We start from the raw sequence: 18,317 nt of genomic DNA on the forward strand, positions 1-18,317 counted from the left end.
TTTCTATCCTATTTTCAGATATAATAAAGATAACAAATTAAGGAGCCCTTCATGCCAATTAGTCAATATACGATTTCACAATTTATCGTCGATGCTTTTACAGATTCTGTTTTCAAATGGAACCCGGCGGCTGTTTGTCTTCTAGATAAATGGTTGTCAGATGATACTTTACAGAATATTGCTAAAGAAAATAATCTTTCAGAGACAGCTTTTACGGTTAAAAATGGTGACCACTATGAATTACGTTGGTTTACTCCCGGTGGGGAAATCGATTTGTGTGGTCATGCTACCTTGGCAACAGCCTTTGTTCTCTTTCGATTTATTGAAAAGGATGTTGAAAGTTTAACTTTTGCAACACAGAGTGGGGAACTTTTAGTTACCAAAAAAAGATGAGTACTATGAGCTGAATTTTCCAGCATACTCCATGCAACAGGTTGCAGTCACAAGTGAGATGGAAGAAGCAATCGGTGTCCATCCGCTTGAAGCATGGCTTGGAAGAGATCTAGTCTGTGTCTTACCTCATGAAAATGATGTCATTAATGCAAATCCAGATTTTGATAAAGTAAAAGCTTTAGATGGGCTCCTCCTGAATATTACTGCTAGAGGAGAAAAATACGATACAGTCACACGAAGTTTCGCTCCAAAATTATCAATTAAGGAAGATCCAGTCTGTGGATCAGGACACTGTCATGTCATTCCTTTGTGGGCTAATAAGTTGGCACAAGCAGAATTTAGGGCCTACCAAGCCTCTGAAAGGAGTGGACTGCTCTTTTGTCGTCTAGCAGGAGATAGGATTTACCTTGCAGGTAAAGCTGCCCTTTATAGTCGTGGTGAAATTTATGTCATGGACTAAATTTCTGTCGATTACGAAAACGTAGAAGTATTAGTGACAGTAATGAAAACAAAATCTCAGTCGAAAGATGTCTAGCTCAGCTAGGCATTTTAAATTTCACAACATTTTTTAAAGAATTTTCAGAAAAGACTTGACAATTTTGAAAATAAGCGTATTATAAGACTATGAACTTTTAAAAATAGTAATTTTACTATATTAACTCATGTCGACTACGGATGGTATGGTAAAGTGACTATATGGTTCTAATAACTATTCTATAGAGCGTTGCGTCCGAAAGTCATTCCTGACACGGCTCTTTAAAAACAAAAGGAGAAGATTATGAAAACAGAACCGATTCATCGTACCAGTATGTGGAAATTTAAGTTAAGTGCTGCCACCATGACTTTGATTCCCGCTGCCGTGGGGATTAACTATGTTGCCAAAGCCTTGGCGGAGGGGTTAAAGTTACCCGTTTGGCTGGGGTCTTTGGGAACCTTTCTTGCCAGCATGTTGGCTGGGCCGGTTGCCGGTGCCATCAGTGGTTTCATCAACAACGTGATTTATGGGCTGACCTTATCGCCAATTTCAACCGTGTATGCGATTACCAGCATCGGAATTGGGATTGCTGTCGGAGTTTTGCACGCCAATGGGTGGTTCTCGTCAGCGCGACGAATATTTGTTTCTGCTATTATTATTGCCTTCGTTTCAGCTGTCATTTCAACGCCACTCAACGTCATCTTTTGGGGTGGTCAGACCGGTATCGCTTGGGGTGACTCATTGTTTGCGGTAATGGTCGCCAATCATGTACCAGTGTGGCTGGCCTCATTTACCGATGAGTTTGTCTTGGATATTTTGGATAAAGTCTGCGTGGCCTACCTGGCATTCTTCATCTATCGTCAGCTGCCGAAGCGGATGGTGCACTTCTTTAGCGGTGATAAATGATGACTGATCAAACATTGATTTCTGGAGCGCCACGGGTCAAGCTCAAGTGGTACCAGGTGATCGATCCGATTACTAAGCTCTTGTTCATCTTGGACATGACGTTGTTGAGCTTTACCAGTATGAATTTATTGCTTCAGGCCGGATTAATTCTTGTCGCAACACTGCTATTGTTATTTTCCAAATTGAGTTCTACCATCTTTAAGGCGCTGGGATTCAGCCTGTTTCTGATTTGCACCATGCTGATCATCCAAGGGTTATTTTACAGTCGGAATCAAACTGTGCTGTTTTCTGTGCTTGGGGTGTCGTTCTACAAAGAAGGCCTGATTTACGCCACCACTCTGGGTTGTCGAGTATTGGTGATTATTTTGACCAGTGGCTTTTTTATGGTGACCACGAGTATTTCAGAAAACGCGGCCTATTTGGAACTGTCCGGATTGTCTTATAAAACCGTCTACGTTCTGATGTCGGTGTGTTATATTTTGCCGGAAATGATGCGAAATATGCGGAAAATCCAGCAGGCACAAAAAGTTCGCGGAACCAATCCGCAAAAAACGTTGATTCAGAAATTAAAGTCAGTCCTGCCGGTTCTAATTCCATTGGTGATTAAGACCTTGGATCAATCGATGGCGCGGTCGATTTCTCTCCAACTGAGAGGTTTTGATAATCTCAACCGGACTGTCAGAACCTCCCAGCGCGTGTATCGCCTGTCGCGGACGCTGCACATTGGTCTGACTGGATTGGCAATTTTATTGATTGGGTGGAAGATATGGACGAAGATAAACGGATTGTAATTGAAAATTTGACTACCCGTTATCCGGGTACTGAGCAACCACAACTGCGTCAGATTAACGCGGAGGTTCATACCGGCCAGGTGGTTGGGATTATCGGGAATAGCCACTCCGGCAAATCGACTTTGTGCCGTGTGCTGGCAGGGGTCATTCCCAAAATTGTGTCTGCTGAGATTGAGGGCGACTGGCACATTTTTGGCCAGCGAGTGTCCGACAAATGGCCCGTTTATAATGCCATGAATGGAGTTGTACTGCAAAATCCAGCTGGCCAACTAAGCGGGTTGGCAGACACGGTTGCCGATGAAATTGCCTTTGACTTGATTAATCAGGGAATGGCTGAAGGACTGATTCAAAAACGGGTTGAAGAAGTTGCCATGCAAATGGGGCTGATTGAACAGCTGAATTTGCGTCCCGAGAGCCTTTCCGGTGGTCAGAGCCAGCGGTTGGCAATTGCCACGGCGATTGTGGCTAACCCGGCTGTTTTGATTATGGATGATCCGACCAGTCAGATGGATCCCCTTGGCCGCCGACAATTTTTCCAATGGCTGGCCCAAGTCAAAGAGACGACTGTCTTCATTGTCACCAGTGAAATTGACGATTTGTGCGAAGTCGCCGACGTTGTGTGGGTGCTGCACGAGGGTCAAATGGTAGCCCAGGGCAGGCCGGGTGAGGTGTTTAATCATTTGGCAGCTGACTGGCAGATTCCAGCCCCGACAATCCAGCAACTTGCTCAAAAAATGGATTGGCACTTGGCTGATGGCCGGTATCCGGTGAATGACGCTGAACTGAAGGAGGTTTTTTATGCCCACAATTGAACTGAACCACCTGACGTTCACTTATCCGGAACGGTCCTTTAGCTTGGATGTTGAAGACAAACACTTCGCCGATCCGATGGTGGCGATTGTCGGCCAAAATGGTGCCGGCAAATCAACGCTCTTCAAATTGTTGACGGGCTTGCTGACACCACAAACCGGTGTGATTAAGATCGATGGAGAAAATTTTAATGATCTTAAACCAGTCGAAAAGTTACTGAAGGTTGGGATTACTTTTCAGAATCCTGACGATCAGCTTTTCAACCCGACCGTTCAACGAGAGGTGGAGTGGAGTGTCGCGCAGGTCATGGATGACCACGACACGATTACGAGGCGGGCTTTAGCTGCTCTAAAAAGAGTTGGCTTGGATGATAAAACAGCTGAAAGTCCATATGACCTGTCATTGTCGGAACGCAAGCTGTTGAGCGTTGCCACAGTTTTGGCAGTGGATCCGGCGATTTATTTATTTGATGAGCCGATGATGTCGCTTGATTGGGAAAGCCGGCGCAAGTTGACCGCAATTTTCCATCAGTTGGCTGATTCGGGCCACCAAGTTGTGACCATCACCCATGACATGGATTGGGTCGCCGCCGAGTTTGAGTCGGTGTATGTTATGGAACACGGGAAGTTTGGCTTCGCCGGCAGTCCACGGGAATTGTTCAGCGATCACGAACTTGTCCAGCGAGTGGGATTACTACCACCGCGGATTATGGACATAGCGGAGTCGCTGGGTGATTCACAGACATATTTATCGGTTAATGATTATTGCCAGAAAAATCGAGATGTATAGAAAAAGTCACCTCTGCGGGTTTTCCAGGTTGAAGGATTAACTTCAGCTTCTGGCAAGAACTCACATGGGTGACTTTTGTGTTTAATAACGTTTCATGATCATCGGGTGCTTCCTCAGATCACTCGGTTTGATTTTACTTTGTTTCATGGTCATAATCATATACCATTTCTTCGGTTCTTTTTATATATTCCTCGAATGGTCTCCATCCCCTTAATCGTGGATGAGGCAGTCCGGAGACTTCGATAAAATTTATTCCGTCGCTTAATTGGCCTATGATCTTGTTCTATTAAATTGTTCAGATACTTCACAGTTCGATTTTCTGTTTTGGTGTATAATCCGTTTCTCTGTAACTTTCTAAATGCAGATCCTATAGGGGGTGCTTTATCTGTTACGATGACTCTAGGTTGTCCAAATTGTTTATGGAGTCGCTTTAAGAAAGCATACGCCGCCTGAGTATCTCGTTTCTTTTGTAACCAGATATCCAATGTTAAACCGTCCGCATCAATCGCTCGATAGAGATAATGCCAACGCCCCTTAATTTTGATATAGGTTTCATCCATTTTCCACGAATAGAAGGACTGTTTATTTTTCTTTTTCCAGAGATGATAGAGGATTATACTGTATTCTTGAACCCACCGATAAATCGTAGTGTGACAAACATTTATTCCACGGTCATAAAGCAATTCCTGAACTTCACGATAGCTCAGATTGTAACGTAGGTAATAACCAACAGCGACAATGATGACGTCTTGTTGGAATTGTTTGCCTTTAAAATGATTCATCTCTCAAGCCTTACTAACCTTTTTTCTGCTCTTTGAGAAGCTGAAGGTCGTGCCAGTAACTATCTCTTTGGTTTGATCAATTCCGTCATTTATCTTGTGCTTGCCCTTCAAAAAGGCTTCTACGGTGAGGTTTTGACAACTCTCTATTTCACCATCATGCAGCCGATTGGTCTCTTGGTTTGGATTTATCAAGCCCAATTCAAAAAAGAACAGCAGGAATTTGTTGCTCGTAAATTGGATACGGTTGGATGGACCAAGTACCTATCAATTAGTATACTTTGGTGGTTAACCTTTGGTTTCATTTACCTTATCAACAGTCTCGTTGGTTGGTACCAATGGAGTAAGGCAGCTAAGAAAGCTTAGTACTTATGTTTATCAATTAATAAGAGGATCCAGTAGGGTCCTCTTTTTGAGTTTATTTCTCTTATGTAGAAGCTAGTGACGATGCTTATCACATTTAGAATAAAGATAGTAATGTACGTTTACCTAAATCCTTAAAAAGACCTAGATTGGTACTCTAGGCCTTTTTGTATTGTATTATAGAAATGAGAATTACATGTTATTGGAATAGATAGAGCCAAACATATAGCAAAAAAGTAATAATCAAGTCAATCACAAAACGAATTTGGTGGTGTGATTTGTTGAAATTTTTGTTATTTTGACCATTCAGGAGGGCGCCCCCGCAAATTGTCGAGCTAGCAAATAGCCATATATAAAATGCTAAGGTACGATTAACCATAACATGGAGAAGGGCTAAGATACCAAGAATGGCACCAATTATGATAAATCCAGTTCCTAAACTTTTTTGCCTTTTAGAATAGCTGATACAGCTGCAGCAAGATGAATCAGGACAAAATCAAGGGCTAAGAAGACTGTGATGATGCTAAAGATGAGATAAAGCGACATAGATGTTTCCTTTCTTAAATATGATTGCCTGAATGCTATTTTTTATGACTGATTTTATTAAGAATCATAAATGATACTACAAGATTTAAAACGATAACCAATAAGGTAAATAGAGAGTAACCATAAAGTATAATTGGAAATTCATTTTTGATATTGCATAGAGTAAACAAACTCGTTAGAATTCCCGTCAACAATCCAGGCACATATTTTCGAATAACGATTGTCTGAATCAGATGTCCTAAGACATGGTAGATATAAGCGATTATGGTGCTTGCGTAAATGCTATAGTTGTTAAACTGGTAACTAAGATATAGCGACGTCATTAGGATCAGAAATTGCTCCAAGACAATGGTATTGAAAGCAAAAGGTGTGTAATAAGAAAGGATTTGATTGTTTGGATACTGGGGTGATATTTTTTTGATAAAGGATGGCATCCAAACGATTTCTTCAAGTTCGTGAAGCATGAATAGGGCTGGAAAAAGAAAATAAAATTGCACGATGGACATTGAAGACACGCCTTTCTAGTTGGAACCCACTTTTAAAATCTCCAAATAAAACTGGATCACTTCTTGTTCGCTATAATTTTTACCTTTCTTCAACCACCAGCTGAGAGTTTCGATGAAATGGCTGACGACCAGGTGTTTGAGGTAGGAGTGAGGGAGAGTTGGATGGGCCTTAATCAGTTCGTCAGCTACCATTGGATAGACGTCATGCTCTAGTTCTTTTCGTAGTTGCCGGATGAAATAATCATTTTTAGAGAGCAAGAGACTGGTCACATGGTCTTGATTTTTCTTGAAATGCTGAAAGATATGGGCCAGATAGTCTTGTGGTGAGAGGTGTTCAGCACGCTCAAAGAGATGGTGAAAGAGCTTTTGACAGAGTTCATCCAGTAGTAACTCCTTACTCTCGTAATGGCTGTAAAAGGTCGATCGCCCCACATCAGCAAGGTCTATGATTTCCTGAACCGTGATGGCCTCGTAGTCTTTTTGATTGAGTAGTTGTAAAAAAGCATTATAGATGGCTTTTCGAGTCTTAGTAATACGACGATCCTGAGCAGTCATATGGACACTTAGAACAAACTGTTCAGTAACGTACACCCTAAACGGTTTGCCCCTATCCTTTCTGTTGTGAATGTTAGATAATGATAATGAACATGATGTTCATGAATCTATTATAACAAAGGAAATAGGATTATGAAGACAAAACATGCGGTCTGGCTAGTTTTTTTCTTGAATTTAGGCTATGCCATTGTTGAGTTTATTGCAGGAGGGATTTTTGGATCCAGCGCTGTCCTTGCGGATTCGGTCCATGACTTGGGGGATGCGATCGCTATTGGGATCTCCGCCTTTCTGGAGAGTATTTCCAATCGTGAAGAAGACAGCAACTATACCTTGGGCTACAAGCGCTTTAGTCTTTTAGGGGCCATGGTAACAGCTGTGATTCTCATGACAGGATCTGTTCTTGTGATTTTGGAAAATATATCCAAGCTTTTCCATCCACAACCTGTCAATGATGAGGGGATTCTCTGGCTTGGAATTATTGCCGTCAGTATTAATGTATTGGCAAGTCTCGTCATTCGCAAAGGGCAAACCAAGAATGAATCTATTCTCAGCCTGCATTTTCTAGAAGATACCTTGGGTTGGTTGGCTGTCATCCTAATGGCCATTGTTCTTCGATTTACCGACTGGTATATCCTGGATCCTCTCTTATCCCTTGCTATTTCCTTCTTTATTCTGTCAAAAGCCATTCCACGTTTTTGGAGCACGCTCAGAATTTTTCTAGACGCTGTGCCAGAAGGAGTGGATATCCAGCAGGTTAAGAGTAATTTGGAGAAGTTGGACTATGTGGCTAGTATCAATCAGCTTAATCTTTGGACCATGGATGGTCTGGAAAAAAACGCCATTGTCCATGTTTGTCTGGAGCATGTCAACCACATGGAGGTATGTAAAGAAGCGATTCGCACCTTGCTTAAAGATTGTGGCTTTCAAAACGTCACCATTGAGGTAGATGAAGACCTAGCCACCCACCGAGCCCATAAACGTAATATTGAGGAGTTGGAAGTGGGTCAAAATCAAGGAAATGGTCATCATCATTAAGAAACGTTATTTAAACTCTTAGAGTTTGTCTCTAGGAGTTTTTTTGATACTAAGTTAACTAAAGTAAGCCTTTTCATGATAAAATAGAACTAACGTGGAACAAGGAGTAATTATGAGTAAAAGAGCTGTATTGATGATGACTTTTGGGTCCCCAGAAGAGATTACCTATGAAGGAGTAGCAGAATTTTTCACAAATATACGACGTGGAGTTCGTCCCGAACCACATGAAATTCAGACCTTATATGACCATTACCTACGAATCGGTGGAACGCCGCTCCAAAGGATAACAAAAAAAGAAGTTGACTTGGTTGCTTCCGCTCTTGGAGAACAAGTGTCGGTTTACTTTGCAAATAAATTTTCCCGACCTTTCATCATTGATGCGATTAAAGAGATGGAGAATGACGGAATTGAAGAGTGTTTGTGCTTGATTTTAGAGCCTCATTATTCTTACTATTCTGTCATGGGATATGAGAAATTTTTAGAAAGTGAGCAGATTAGGTTCCAAATTATCAAGGATTGGTACCAAGAACCTTCACTTCTTCACTATTGGGCTGATGAGATTCGAAATATTTTAGATCAAATTGAAGATGACAGCTATAAGGTGATTTTTTCAGCTCATAGTGTCCCAGTTTTGGCACTTGATTTTGGCGATCCTTATATCGATCAGATTTATGACAATACTCGCTTGATTGTGGAAATTTTAGGCCTTGAAGAAGACCAGTATACCAATACATGGCAGAGTGAAAGTGATATTGGTATTCCTTGGATTAAGCCTGATGTCTTAGAATACCTTCGTGATGAGAAGGAACACCCTGACCACTATATATTTGTCCCGATAGGTTTTATTAGTGAGCATATTGAGGTTCTTTTTGATAATGATGTGGAGTGTAAGGAGCTTTGTCATGAGCTTGGTGTGGCCTATCACCGTCCTCCTATGCCAAATAGCGATTCTCGTTTGATTAAAGCCCTTCTTTCAACCATTCAGTCTCATATAGACGGTGACTATCGTTACTATCAACCTCTACTAGAGACTTTTGATGAGTTGGAAGCCCCTTCAAACACAGGACAGATTTTAGAAGAGGAAGAAGATATTCAGATGCCTGATTTCGTCAAAAAATTGATTGCTAAAAAAGGTCGAGAGAATGTCAAGATGCCATATCTAGTTAAGAAAATGCTTGAAAAGAAGTATGGGAAAAAATATGATTAAGTAACTAAATATGACCGTAATAGGGAGTGTTTGATGTGAGCGATTTCTTGTTAAAAAGTGTATACTATCAGAAACGAAAGAATAGAGGTTATTAAATGAAATCAACAGTTTATACCAAAGCTGGGCAGGTTGGTCTGGCAGAAATTGATCGCCCACAAATCGAGGCAGCAGATGATGCCATTATCCGCATTGTCCGTACTTGCGTTTGTGGATCGGACCTTTGGAGTTACCGCAATCCGGAAATGGAAGAAGGACACAGAAATAGCGGTCATGAGGCTATCGGAATTGTTGAAGAAGTTGGTGATGATGTTACTACGGTGAAAGCTGGTGACTTTGTCATTGCCCCTTTCACACACGGTTGTGGACAGTGTGATGCCTGTCGTGCTGGTTTTGACGGCTCTTGTGACAACCACCCAGGTAATAACTGGTCTGGTGGCGTTCAGGCTGAGTATATTCGATTCCACTTTGCCAATTGGGCACTTGTCAAAATTCCTGGGCAACCTTCAGATTATAGTGAAGGCATGCTCAAGTCACTTTTGACGCTAGCAGATGTTATGCCGACGGGTTACCATGCGGCGCGTGTAGCTAATGTGCAAAAAGGTGATAAGGTGGTCGTTATTGGAGATGGGGCTGTTGGTCAATGTGCTGTCATCGCAGCTAAGATGCGGGGTGCTTCACAAATTGTCCTTATGAGTCGTCACGAAGACCGCCAACAAATGGCTTTGGAGTCAGGTGCTACAGCAGTTGTTGCTGAACGTGGCGAAAAAGGCATTGCCAAGGTTCGTGAAATCCTTGGTGGTGGAGCAGATGCAGCTCTCGAATGTGTCGGTACTGAAGCAGCGGTGGACCAAGCTCTTGGAGTCCTTCACAATGGTGGTCGCATGGGATTTGTTGGTGTTCCACACTATGAAAACCGTGCCATTGGATCAACCTTTGTACAAAATACAACGATTGGTGGGGGACCAGCCTCGGTCACAACCTATGATAAACAAGTTTTGTTAAAAGCAGTGCTTGACGGAGATATCAATCCAGGCCGAGTTTTTACGACAAGTTATAAATTGGAAGATATTAATCAGGCCTATAAAGATATGGATGAACGCAAGTCTATTAAATCTATGATTGTGATTGACTAATGAGAAAAATTCTAGTAGATGATTTCTGCTGTTATACTTGATAAAATAGTATTTGTCTAAGGCCTTTGATCTATGAAGGAGGGTGCCATGGTGAAAAAATTATCTGTTGAAGAAGTTGCAAGAAGGCGGACCTTATTGTTTGGGTTTCTTGCTGTCATTTTTGGAATTCTCATTTTTCGAAACGGTGTTGGCTTCACCAAGTTTTCCTTGGATCTATTAGCTGTTTATTTTTTAGTCGATGGACTAGGAAGCTTTCTTCTGCGCTTTATGTTGCGTCGCAAGTCTATTTCCTATAGCCACTCTATTTGGTTTATTTTTCTTTCACTTGCGTTGATCTGGTTGAATCGACTGAGTAGTCTGCCCGTAAACTTAGTTGTGATTTGTTTAGGGGCATATCAGTTGGGGAGTGCCATTGTCTATGGGATCACATTTTGGCTTTATAAGGCCAATCGGGTAAAAGGAGGCTGGTTCTATTTATGGGATGCGCTTTTAAACGGTGGGATTGGTCTAGCAACTGTCTTGGAACCTGGTTCAGATGGGCACTTCCAATTTATCCTCTTGGGGGCTTATCTGGTCTTGTTGGGGATTTCTAATATTCGAGATGGTATTTTATTTGACAAAGACCAACAAGGCCAAGAGTTAAAACGTCGCTTTCGTATTAGCCTACCGGTTATCTTTGCAGCCTTTATCCCTGCTAAGGAGTTAAAACGGTTTAACCAGTTTCTTCAAAAAGGGAGCTCGGCGGGACACACAGGCCCTTATCGATTGGTGAAAAAAGAAGAAGAGGCAAGGGAATTAGAAATTTTGGTTCATACTTCTGACAGCAACTTATTTGGAGCGATTGGGCATGTAGATATTTGTTATCAGGGGAAGGTCATTTCTTACGGAAGTTACGATCCCTTTTCAGAGCGTCTATTTGGGACGATTGGGGATGGCGTACTGTTTAAAGTGGATAAGGAACCATACATCGAACTATGTAAAAAAGAGAGTCAAAAGACGCTGTTTGGCTACAGCCTATCCCTTACCGAAGAAGAGAATCAGGCAGTAGAGAAGCGTCTAGCTGAAATTGATCAGTTGTTAGAACCTTGGGATCCACCTAGTAGGTTACTGGAAGACGGTCAGCCGACCTACGCTTACAAATTGAAATATGATTTAGGGGCTGAGCTATATAAATTTACTTCTTCGCGTTTTAAATCTTACTTTGTTCTGTCTACGAATTGCTGCCTGTTAGCAGATTCCATTGTGGGACAGGCGGGAACGGCTGTATTAGATGTGCGTGGAGTGATTGCACCAGGGACCTATCAGGATTACTTAGAATACGAATTTGAAGCTCCAAACGGGCGGGTCCATACACGAACAGTATATTAAGAAAAGAAAGACAGATTCTAAATTTTGAGAAATCTGCCTTTTCTGCACAAGATTTCTTGTAAAAAAAAAGAAAATCTTTTAAAATCTCTCAATACCTTGATACAATTGTGATTGAGTATGGTGCATAATGACTGTTACTCTATACATTAAAAAACAATAGCCACCTTTCGAACACAAAATCAGACTTGTTGAGTTCAAATTTTCCAAAATATTCTCATTGTACTGTAGAATGTTTTACACAAAAATCGTACATCACCATAAAATTACGCTTTCATTTTACCACCTTTGTCTTATCCTTTATATGTAATGAGGTAGTCATACATTGTATGTTGGTGATTTTTTATCTCTTGAATATACAATATAAGTGCAATAAAAAACTCATAGCGTTTCATTGGTGTAAACTGTAAGTAACCACACAAACAGAATCCGAGGAAAAACTATGAGCTACTTCTATCTTAACATAACCGACCGATTAGGGATTTAGTTTGATAAGCGATGGTGAGGGAATTAAAAAACTCAACAGGAGATTGTCCCTGTTGACCAGCGACAAAAAGAGCATGCTTGTATGGTCATGCTCTTTTCATGTATTAGTTATTATTTCAAAATATCCCAGAGTTCTTGGACAGTATCAGCTACAAAATCAGGATTTTCTGCCAAGAGGGTTTCGTTTGTCCCAAATCCCCAGGTAACAGCCAAGGTCTTGACACCAACCGTTTTTCCGCCAATCATGTCATACTTGGTGTCGCCAACAATGACAGACTGGTCCTTATTCGCATTATTTTCAGCAATAGCACGCTGCAAGACGTCAGCCTTGTGGAAAGCAGCAGGTGTGGCCCCATAGATGCCGTCAAAAAACTCAGTGATGCCAAGGTACTCGCACATTTCCAGAGCGGTAGGCTCATTTTTGGAAGTCGTGATATAGATTTTCTTATTTGGATCTTGACTCAGCTTTTCGAGGACATCTTTTATACCGTCGTAGAGGCGAGCTTCAAACTGTCCTTTAGTGCCGTAGTAATCACGATATAGTTGAACAGCTTGTTCAGCACCTTCCTCGCTAATTTCTTCTTTAAAGGTAACTTCGAGAGGAGGGCCCATGAAGCTTTGAATTTTTTGGTCGCTAGGAACAGGTAGGCCCAGTCTTTCAAAGGTTTGGACAAAACCATTGTGGATGCCCTCGGAACTATCTACAAGAGTACCATCAAGGTCGAAGAAAATGTGTGTAAATGTCATATGATTCTCCAATACAATGTTGTTTGTTTATTATATCATGATAGAATGTCATAGTAAGTTTTGAGCTAATCGTCATTCCAAGCTGGACATGACTTTTTTACGTGTAATCGTACGTTCTTGCTTATTTCCAAGTGCCTTGATACGAGCTTCAAGAAGAATAGGACGTCCTTGTGCACTTCGAATATAAATCAGATCATACTTACCAACGCTCTTTTGAATACGTTCAAGAAAGGCGGTTGCATCATCCTTTCGTCTTTCAAACATACTTGGCACCAAGTAGCTCTTGAAAATATTGAGGGAGAGGCAGACCCTTAAAACGTAAGAAAATCAGTAGAGCAGAAAGGTATTTGGGATTGGTTAATAAGTCGTCGTCAGTAATCTGACTTGTCAGTGCCAAGCTAGATTGAATGGTCCTAGAGGAGTTTTCATCCGCCGAGAGTCTATTTAAACAGTCGTGTTTCTGCTTTTCAAACTGATCTAGGTGTTTCTGTTCTTCCCTAGTTGGAAAGGCAAAATAAACGTAGTCTTGATGAGGGCAGAGTGTTCCTTCCTTAACCAGTTCAGGGACTGTGATTTCTTCGTCAATAACACCGCACATGCTGATGTAACGCTCCCAAAGGGCTGGCTCCCCTTCGTAGGGAGGTGTCGCAGTCAAGGAGACCACTTTGAGATTTGGAAATGACTTACGAAAGATCTCTAAACTCTTCCACCACTCATTACGTAAGTGGTGACACTCATCTAAACAGAGTGTTCCTAAAGCCAACTCCTTAAAGGTCTTTATAAGGTCAAAGCCTTGAAAATCATAATGTTCTTGGTCAGCAGTATCGTCCGTATCTTCAGATAGGGCATCTCCCTCAAGTTGATTCATAGCACTATGCAGTGCTTGGTAGGTTGCAACGGTAATGATCTTGGGTTGCTTCAAGTCCTGAGATATTAGTTGGTTAGATTGACTAACATCATTTAAAAATGCCTGTTTAATACTATCAACCCATTGCTGCCTGATGGTGACGGTCGGAACAAGAATTAAGCTAGGATTTCAAAAACGTCTTATAAATTCAATTCCCAAAGTCGTCTTCCCTGATCCAGGTGCAGCTACTAAGTGGATTTTGCCATCAGACATGTAAGTATCACTCTTGGCAAGAATGCGCTTTTGATACTGTCGCCATTGTCCCTTAAATGAAAGCTCATGTAACATAATTTCCCTCCAGTGTTACTTATCATTATAACATAGATTCAGGACCTAACTTGCCCTTGTTAATACTAGTAAATCCCTAAATTGTTTACTGTTAACTTCTGTAGTGGAGCTAAATCAAAAATAGCCTTCTAAATCAAGATATTAGCCATTGACATTAAAGAAATTTTAAGATAACGTTAAAGGTAACTGATAGTCCTGATTACATTTAAGGAGTTTAAATGAAAAAAACAAATCTTCTCTATTTAGTAGCTATTCTAGCTATTATTTCAGGTCTTTTTTTATACTACTTGCCGAGTATGAACCTTGTCCAAAGTGCTCATGATAGTAAGAGCAGTCATACTTTTAAGGCTAAGACTATTGTTCATGATTTTGGAACAACTGAGTTGAAAAAAGCGCCAAAGCGTATTGTTATCCTTGACAACCTATACGGTGAAATCCTAGAACCACTTGACCTCACACCTGTAGGTGCCACAACAGAGCAGGAAGGGAGTCAAGAGTTTTCCACTCTCTTTAAGAAACACTACAAGGATGCAGATGTGGTCTCTGTCGGCTGGCAAAAGACTCCTGACCTGGAAAAAATCAAAGAGCTCAAGCCAGATCTTATCCTTATGACAGTAGAGCAAGAAGACCTTTACGAGGATTTGTCTGAGATTGCCCCAACCGTTGGTTATCGCATAAACACAGATGAAAATTGGGATTACCATGAAACCTCGCTCAAGGTTGCCGAAATATTTGACAAGCGTGATGAAATGAAAGATGCTCTTGATAGAATGGACGCCAAGGAAGCTGTTTTTGCCGAAAATGTTAAGGCTAAGTTTGGTGACCAAAAACTCATGTATCTGCGCGTGACGGACAATGACATTCGTTATTATGCTTATGGACATTTTGGTTATCTCTATGACACTTACAAGTTCAATCGTGCTCAAACCTTTAATCCAGAGGATATGTACCAAGTTATTGATATCGATAAGCTTAAAGATCTTAATCCGGACCTCTTGATTGTTCAAGCAGATTCTCAAGAACTCCTAGATAACAAACTTAAAAATAGCCCTGTCTGGACTAGCCTTAAGGCTGTTCAAAATAACAAGGTCATCTATGCTGATTACTCAACCTACATGCTGGGCTTTGGGATTGTCTCCCAAGAAGCTATTATGAAACAGATTTCTGATGAATGGGGATTAAACTAAACTAAAAACGACCATGACGGTCGTTTTTCTATGTTCAAAAAAAGTTTAACTGACAAACAAGCGTTTAACATGCTTTCTCAAGGCAAAATAGAGCTGAATAGTCATGGGAATCCAAATCAAGGGCTCGCATAGGATAACGCCAAGGTAACCCATAGAAGGAATGACCAAAAGAACAAAGAGAATTTTTCCAAAAAGCTCAATGAAACTAGAGGTTAAAGGTGTCAGTTTCTTACCTAGACCCTGCAGGCTATTTCTAAAGATGAAGAGCATTCCTAAAATAGGATAAAAGAGAGAACTGATACGGAGGTAACGACTGGCATTATCAATAATCACAGCATTATCTGAACCAGAGATAAGACCAGCCAAGAAGGGGCTTGCTACATAGAGGAGGGCACAAGCAATGACAGACCAAGTTATAGAAACAAGACAAGATTGCTTTAACCCAGCTACTATGCGTTTAAACTGTTTGGCCCCGAAGTTCTGAGAGGTGAAGGTCGTCACCCCAGCAGCAAGTGAAGTCAAAGGGAGAACAGCAAAGGACATAATCCGTCTTGCCGCCACTTGAGCACTAATGATGAGAGGACCAAAGCCGTTAATGGCATACTGTAAGGTCACGGTACCGATAGAAACAATGGAATTCATGAGTCCCATGGCCATTCCTTGTCCAAAAAGGTCCAAATAAAGACTTGAATCAAGAACAAAGTCTGACTTGCTTGGTAGAAGGAAGTCAGACTTTGTTCTTGATATAGTAAAGACAGAGAATTGCCGAAAGTCCTTGAGAAATAATCGTTGCCAAGCCTGCTGATTGAACACCAAGATGGAGTTGTGTAATAAAGAAAAGGTCTAAAATGATATTGACCAGAGCTGAAAAAATCAGAAAATAGAGGGCTGTCAGACTATCACCAACTGCTCTGAGGAGACCAGCACACAGATTATAACCCAAAGTAACCCCAACACAGGAGACAACCATAGAAATATACTGGTAAGATTGCCCGATGATAGAAGCAGGAGTTCCTAAAAATCGTAGCAAAGGATAGAGCCCGAAATGTCCTAGAATCATAACCAAGGCGCTTAAGCCCAGGCCTATGACAACTGTGGCCGCCACAGACTGACGAAGTTTCCTATAGTCTTGAGCACCGTAGTAACGTGCGATAACAACGCCCATACCATTTCCAACACCTAATGCAAATCCGATAACCAAGTCAAAAATAGCAGAAGAAGCTCCTACAGCAGCCAAGGCATCTGGCCCTAGAAAGCGTCCCACAATCATGACATCGGCTGTATTGTAGAGTTGCTGGAAAATATTGGATATCAGAATTGGTAGAGCAAAGATTAAAAGAGACCGCAAAATAGGGCCTCGTAAAAGATCAACCGATGAATTTTTCATAGAACTATTATAACAAGATTGTAATTGTGAAACAATGACAAAAAGCCATCCTAGGATGACTTTCGCCTATTTTTTAGATAGCGACTAAGTATTTGTGTCATATGGTTGTAGCCCGCCGCAATCATTGGAATCTGTAAGTAAATATAAGGTAAAGTGTACTGGCTCTTAGTCTCTGATATGAGGTGGAAGAGGATACCTCCAAAGAGATAGAGGAAGGCATAGAGGCCTAGGATTGCTCCGTCTCCCATTCGTTTATAAGTGAAAGCGTAGTAGAACACACCACCAAGATATAGGACTAGGAGATAGCCTTGCATATAGGTTACAAAAAAGAGATGCAGGGTCCCATCGTGATAGATAGAAGTCGCAAACCTATTCCACAAGGGCTGAAACTTGTCTTTACTTGGGCCATTCCAGATGGACTGGAAGCTTCCCTCTGTCCAAGAACTGATAAACTTTGTACTGAAGAACCAACTGGCTTCATCAGGATGTGCTAGGAGATATTGAACACGCTTATCAAAAAGGTGATTGGCACTTTTTTCAATCTTTTCGATATTGCCCTTTTTCTTGGCGTATATGTCACGGACATAGCCGGTATACCATCCTGGCATGCGTTTAGAATCGGGTTTGTCCTGTAAGCCCATGGCCAGCCAAGCAATCTGAGGTGTTCCAGGAATTTTTTGATGGGTGGTAATCTCATAGTAACTGGTCGTCGCCTTATGCAAGCTCATAGGAAAGGCAAAGAAAGCCAAAACCAAAAGCAAATAGCGGTAACGTTTCTCTCTCAGAGTCAATAGTATCAAAATACCAGATAGAGCAATAATGAGAATGATGTTGTTGCTCCTTACCCAGTAGGCTAAAGATAGCATGGCCACCGAAATAATCGCATTCCTAGCCTTACCACGTCTTAAGTAACGTAGAAAGAAGAGAATGGCAAAACTAGAAAAGAACAACCCATACATAAGTCCATAGGCAAACATAATGTTAAATACTAGAGGCAAGAAACCAAAGCTCATGATGACAGCCAAACGACTAACTAAAGGCCTCGTAAACAGTTCATCCGTGATTTTCCATGTAGAATAGTTCATACCAATGACCATGCCAAGATTCAATACATAGAAAACAGAGATAACTGGTAAAGGAATCAGATAGAGAACCAAGCGTTCAAAACTGAGCAACCCCAACTGATGCGGATAGCGGTAGAAGTAGGCTCCTGGTTTTATTAAGGAGAAGTCGCCAGCATTGAACTGGACCGCCCCTTTAAAGACAGTACCTGCATCGTCTCGACCAGCAAAACTGGTCAGAAAAATCAAAAGTAGGCCAAAACTCACAAAGCAAACGGAAAAAAAGATGAAAATCTGCTTTGTTGTCAGTTCCTTTAAGATTTTAGGCCAGAGAAGGGTCAAAAGCAGAATGGCCCCACCTGAAACATAAACATACCAAGGAACGCTACTAATCTCTGCCCATTCAAAGTATCCCGTCATCATGGTCGTGCGAATGAACAAAGCAGTCACAAATAATAGCCCAAAGACTAAAAGGCCAACATAGCGCCCTAACCATTCTAAAACAGAACTCGTATATGACATAAGAGCCTTCATGCTGAAAGTCTCCTTTAATATAGGTAATTACCCTTATAGTTTAGCACAGTCGTCGGAAAAATGTAAT

Annotated in this window: 15 protein-coding genes and 4 pseudogenes; 11 read left to right on the forward strand and 8 right to left on the reverse strand. The window is 41.3% G+C overall.

The window, feature by feature from the left end:
- The first annotated feature begins 51 nt into the window (after nt 1-51).
- The 5 genes and pseudogenes from O3670_RS01975 to O3670_RS01995 all read left to right on the forward strand — a co-directional run bounded on the left by O3670_RS01975 (nt 52) and on the right by O3670_RS01995 (nt 4,164).
- Nucleotides 52-853: pseudogene (locus O3670_RS01975) on the forward strand (PhzF family protein).
- 318 nt (nt 854-1,171) lie between these two features.
- The gene (locus tag O3670_RS01980; protein WP_155222371.1) at nt 1,172-1,774 is read left to right on the forward strand and encodes an ECF transporter S component; all 603 of its coding nucleotides are present in this window, start codon (nt 1,172-1,174) and stop codon (nt 1,772-1,774) included.
- Nucleotides 1,774-2,565, forward strand: a complete 792-nt coding sequence (locus tag O3670_RS01985) for an energy-coupling factor transporter transmembrane component T (protein WP_173014509.1) — start codon at nt 1,774-1,776, stop codon at nt 2,563-2,565. The genes O3670_RS01980 and O3670_RS01985 overlap by 1 nt, the downstream gene beginning before the upstream one ends.
- Entirely contained in the window at nt 2,541-3,377 is an 837-nt protein-coding gene (locus O3670_RS01990) for an ABC transporter ATP-binding protein (protein WP_155222370.1), read from the forward strand. Before O3670_RS01985 ends, O3670_RS01990 begins: the two co-directional genes overlap by 25 nt.
- Nucleotides 3,364-4,164 carry an energy-coupling factor ABC transporter ATP-binding protein gene (locus tag O3670_RS01995; RefSeq protein ID WP_049527185.1) on the forward strand — a complete coding sequence of 267 codons (801 nt, stop codon included), beginning with the start codon at nt 3,364-3,366 and terminating at the stop codon, nt 4,162-4,164. The genes O3670_RS01990 and O3670_RS01995 overlap by 14 nt, the downstream gene beginning before the upstream one ends.
- A 155-nt stretch (nt 4,165-4,319) precedes the next feature.
- Here O3670_RS01995 and O3670_RS02000 read toward each other — a convergent pair whose 3' ends face one another.
- A complete protein-coding gene (locus O3670_RS02000) occupies nt 4,320-4,946 on the reverse strand; it encodes an IS6 family transposase (protein WP_049554290.1) in 627 nt (208 codons plus the stop codon).
- Nucleotides 4,947-4,985: 39 nt separating this feature from the next.
- Between O3670_RS02000 and pnuC the strand changes: the two are divergent.
- A pseudogene (gene pnuC / locus O3670_RS02005) lies at nt 4,986-5,309 on the forward strand (nicotinamide riboside transporter PnuC); the annotation flags it as partial.
- A gap of 578 nt (nt 5,310-5,887) precedes the next feature.
- Here the strand turns inward: pnuC and O3670_RS02010 are convergent.
- Both O3670_RS02010 and O3670_RS02015 read right to left on the reverse strand, forming a co-directional pair.
- Nucleotides 5,888-6,358: an HXXEE domain-containing protein gene (locus O3670_RS02010; protein ID WP_049527176.1), complete on the reverse strand. Its 471-nt coding sequence runs from the start codon at nt 6,356-6,358 to the stop codon at nt 5,888-5,890.
- A 15-nt stretch (nt 6,359-6,373) separates the two neighbouring features.
- Nucleotides 6,374-6,913, reverse strand: coding sequence for a TetR/AcrR family transcriptional regulator (locus O3670_RS02015; RefSeq protein WP_155222369.1), 540 nt, complete (start codon nt 6,911-6,913; stop codon nt 6,374-6,376).
- Nucleotides 6,914-7,045: 132 nt separating this feature from the next.
- On the opposite strand from O3670_RS02015, the gene O3670_RS02020 reads away from it, so the two are divergent.
- From O3670_RS02020 to O3670_RS02035, 4 genes are all read left to right on the forward strand, one after another.
- On the forward strand, nt 7,046-7,948 hold the full coding sequence (locus O3670_RS02020; RefSeq protein WP_155222368.1) for a cation diffusion facilitator family transporter: 903 nt from the start codon (nt 7,046-7,048) through the stop codon (nt 7,946-7,948).
- A gap of 112 nt (nt 7,949-8,060) precedes the next feature.
- Nucleotides 8,061-9,155: a ferrochelatase gene (gene hemH / locus O3670_RS02025; protein WP_155212060.1), complete on the forward strand. Its 1,095-nt coding sequence runs from the start codon at nt 8,061-8,063 to the stop codon at nt 9,153-9,155.
- Nucleotides 9,156-9,250: 95 nt separating this feature from the next.
- Nucleotides 9,251-10,288 (forward strand): zinc-binding dehydrogenase, encoded by a 1,038-nt coding sequence (locus O3670_RS02030; protein WP_155164450.1) that lies wholly within the window; start codon nt 9,251-9,253, stop codon nt 10,286-10,288.
- An 87-nt stretch (nt 10,289-10,375) separates the two neighbouring features.
- Nucleotides 10,376-11,656: a DUF308 domain-containing protein gene (locus O3670_RS02035; protein WP_183137201.1), complete on the forward strand. Its 1,281-nt coding sequence runs from the start codon at nt 10,376-10,378 to the stop codon at nt 11,654-11,656.
- A gap of 594 nt (nt 11,657-12,250) precedes the next feature.
- On the opposite strand, the gene O3670_RS02040 is transcribed toward O3670_RS02035, so the two are convergent.
- From O3670_RS02040 to O3670_RS02050, 3 genes and pseudogenes are all read right to left on the reverse strand, one after another.
- Nucleotides 12,251-12,886: an HAD-IA family hydrolase gene (locus tag O3670_RS02040; protein WP_048790278.1), complete on the reverse strand. Its 636-nt coding sequence runs from the start codon at nt 12,884-12,886 to the stop codon at nt 12,251-12,253.
- 72 nt (nt 12,887-12,958) lie between these two features.
- Nucleotides 12,959-13,150 carry a hypothetical protein gene (locus tag O3670_RS02045; RefSeq protein WP_048790279.1) on the reverse strand — a complete coding sequence of 64 codons (192 nt, stop codon included), beginning with the start codon at nt 13,148-13,150 and terminating at the stop codon, nt 12,959-12,961.
- Between the two features lies 1 nt (nt 13,151).
- Nucleotides 13,152-14,081 (reverse strand): annotated as a pseudogene (locus O3670_RS02050) (DEAD/DEAH box helicase); the annotation flags it as partial.
- A gap of 218 nt (nt 14,082-14,299) precedes the next feature.
- Here O3670_RS02050 and O3670_RS02055 point away from each other — a divergent pair.
- Nucleotides 14,300-15,268, forward strand: coding sequence for an ABC transporter substrate-binding protein (locus O3670_RS02055; protein ID WP_048790280.1), 969 nt, complete (start codon nt 14,300-14,302; stop codon nt 15,266-15,268).
- A gap of 45 nt (nt 15,269-15,313) precedes the next feature.
- Here the strand turns inward: O3670_RS02055 and O3670_RS02060 are convergent.
- Together O3670_RS02060 and O3670_RS02065 are read right to left on the reverse strand one after the other, a co-directional pair.
- Nucleotides 15,314-16,655: pseudogene (locus O3670_RS02060) on the reverse strand (MATE family efflux transporter).
- A gap of 50 nt (nt 16,656-16,705) precedes the next feature.
- Complete coding sequence (locus tag O3670_RS02065) at nt 16,706-18,250, reverse strand: glycosyltransferase family protein (protein WP_048790282.1); 1,545 nt, start codon at nt 18,248-18,250, stop codon at nt 16,706-16,708.
- Nucleotides 18,251-18,317 lie beyond the last annotated feature (67 nt).

It is taken from the genome of Streptococcus sp. 27098_8_74 (assembly GCF_041431705.1).
In the GTDB taxonomy this organism is placed as follows: domain Bacteria; phylum Bacillota; class Bacilli; order Lactobacillales; family Streptococcaceae; genus Streptococcus; species Streptococcus salivarius_E.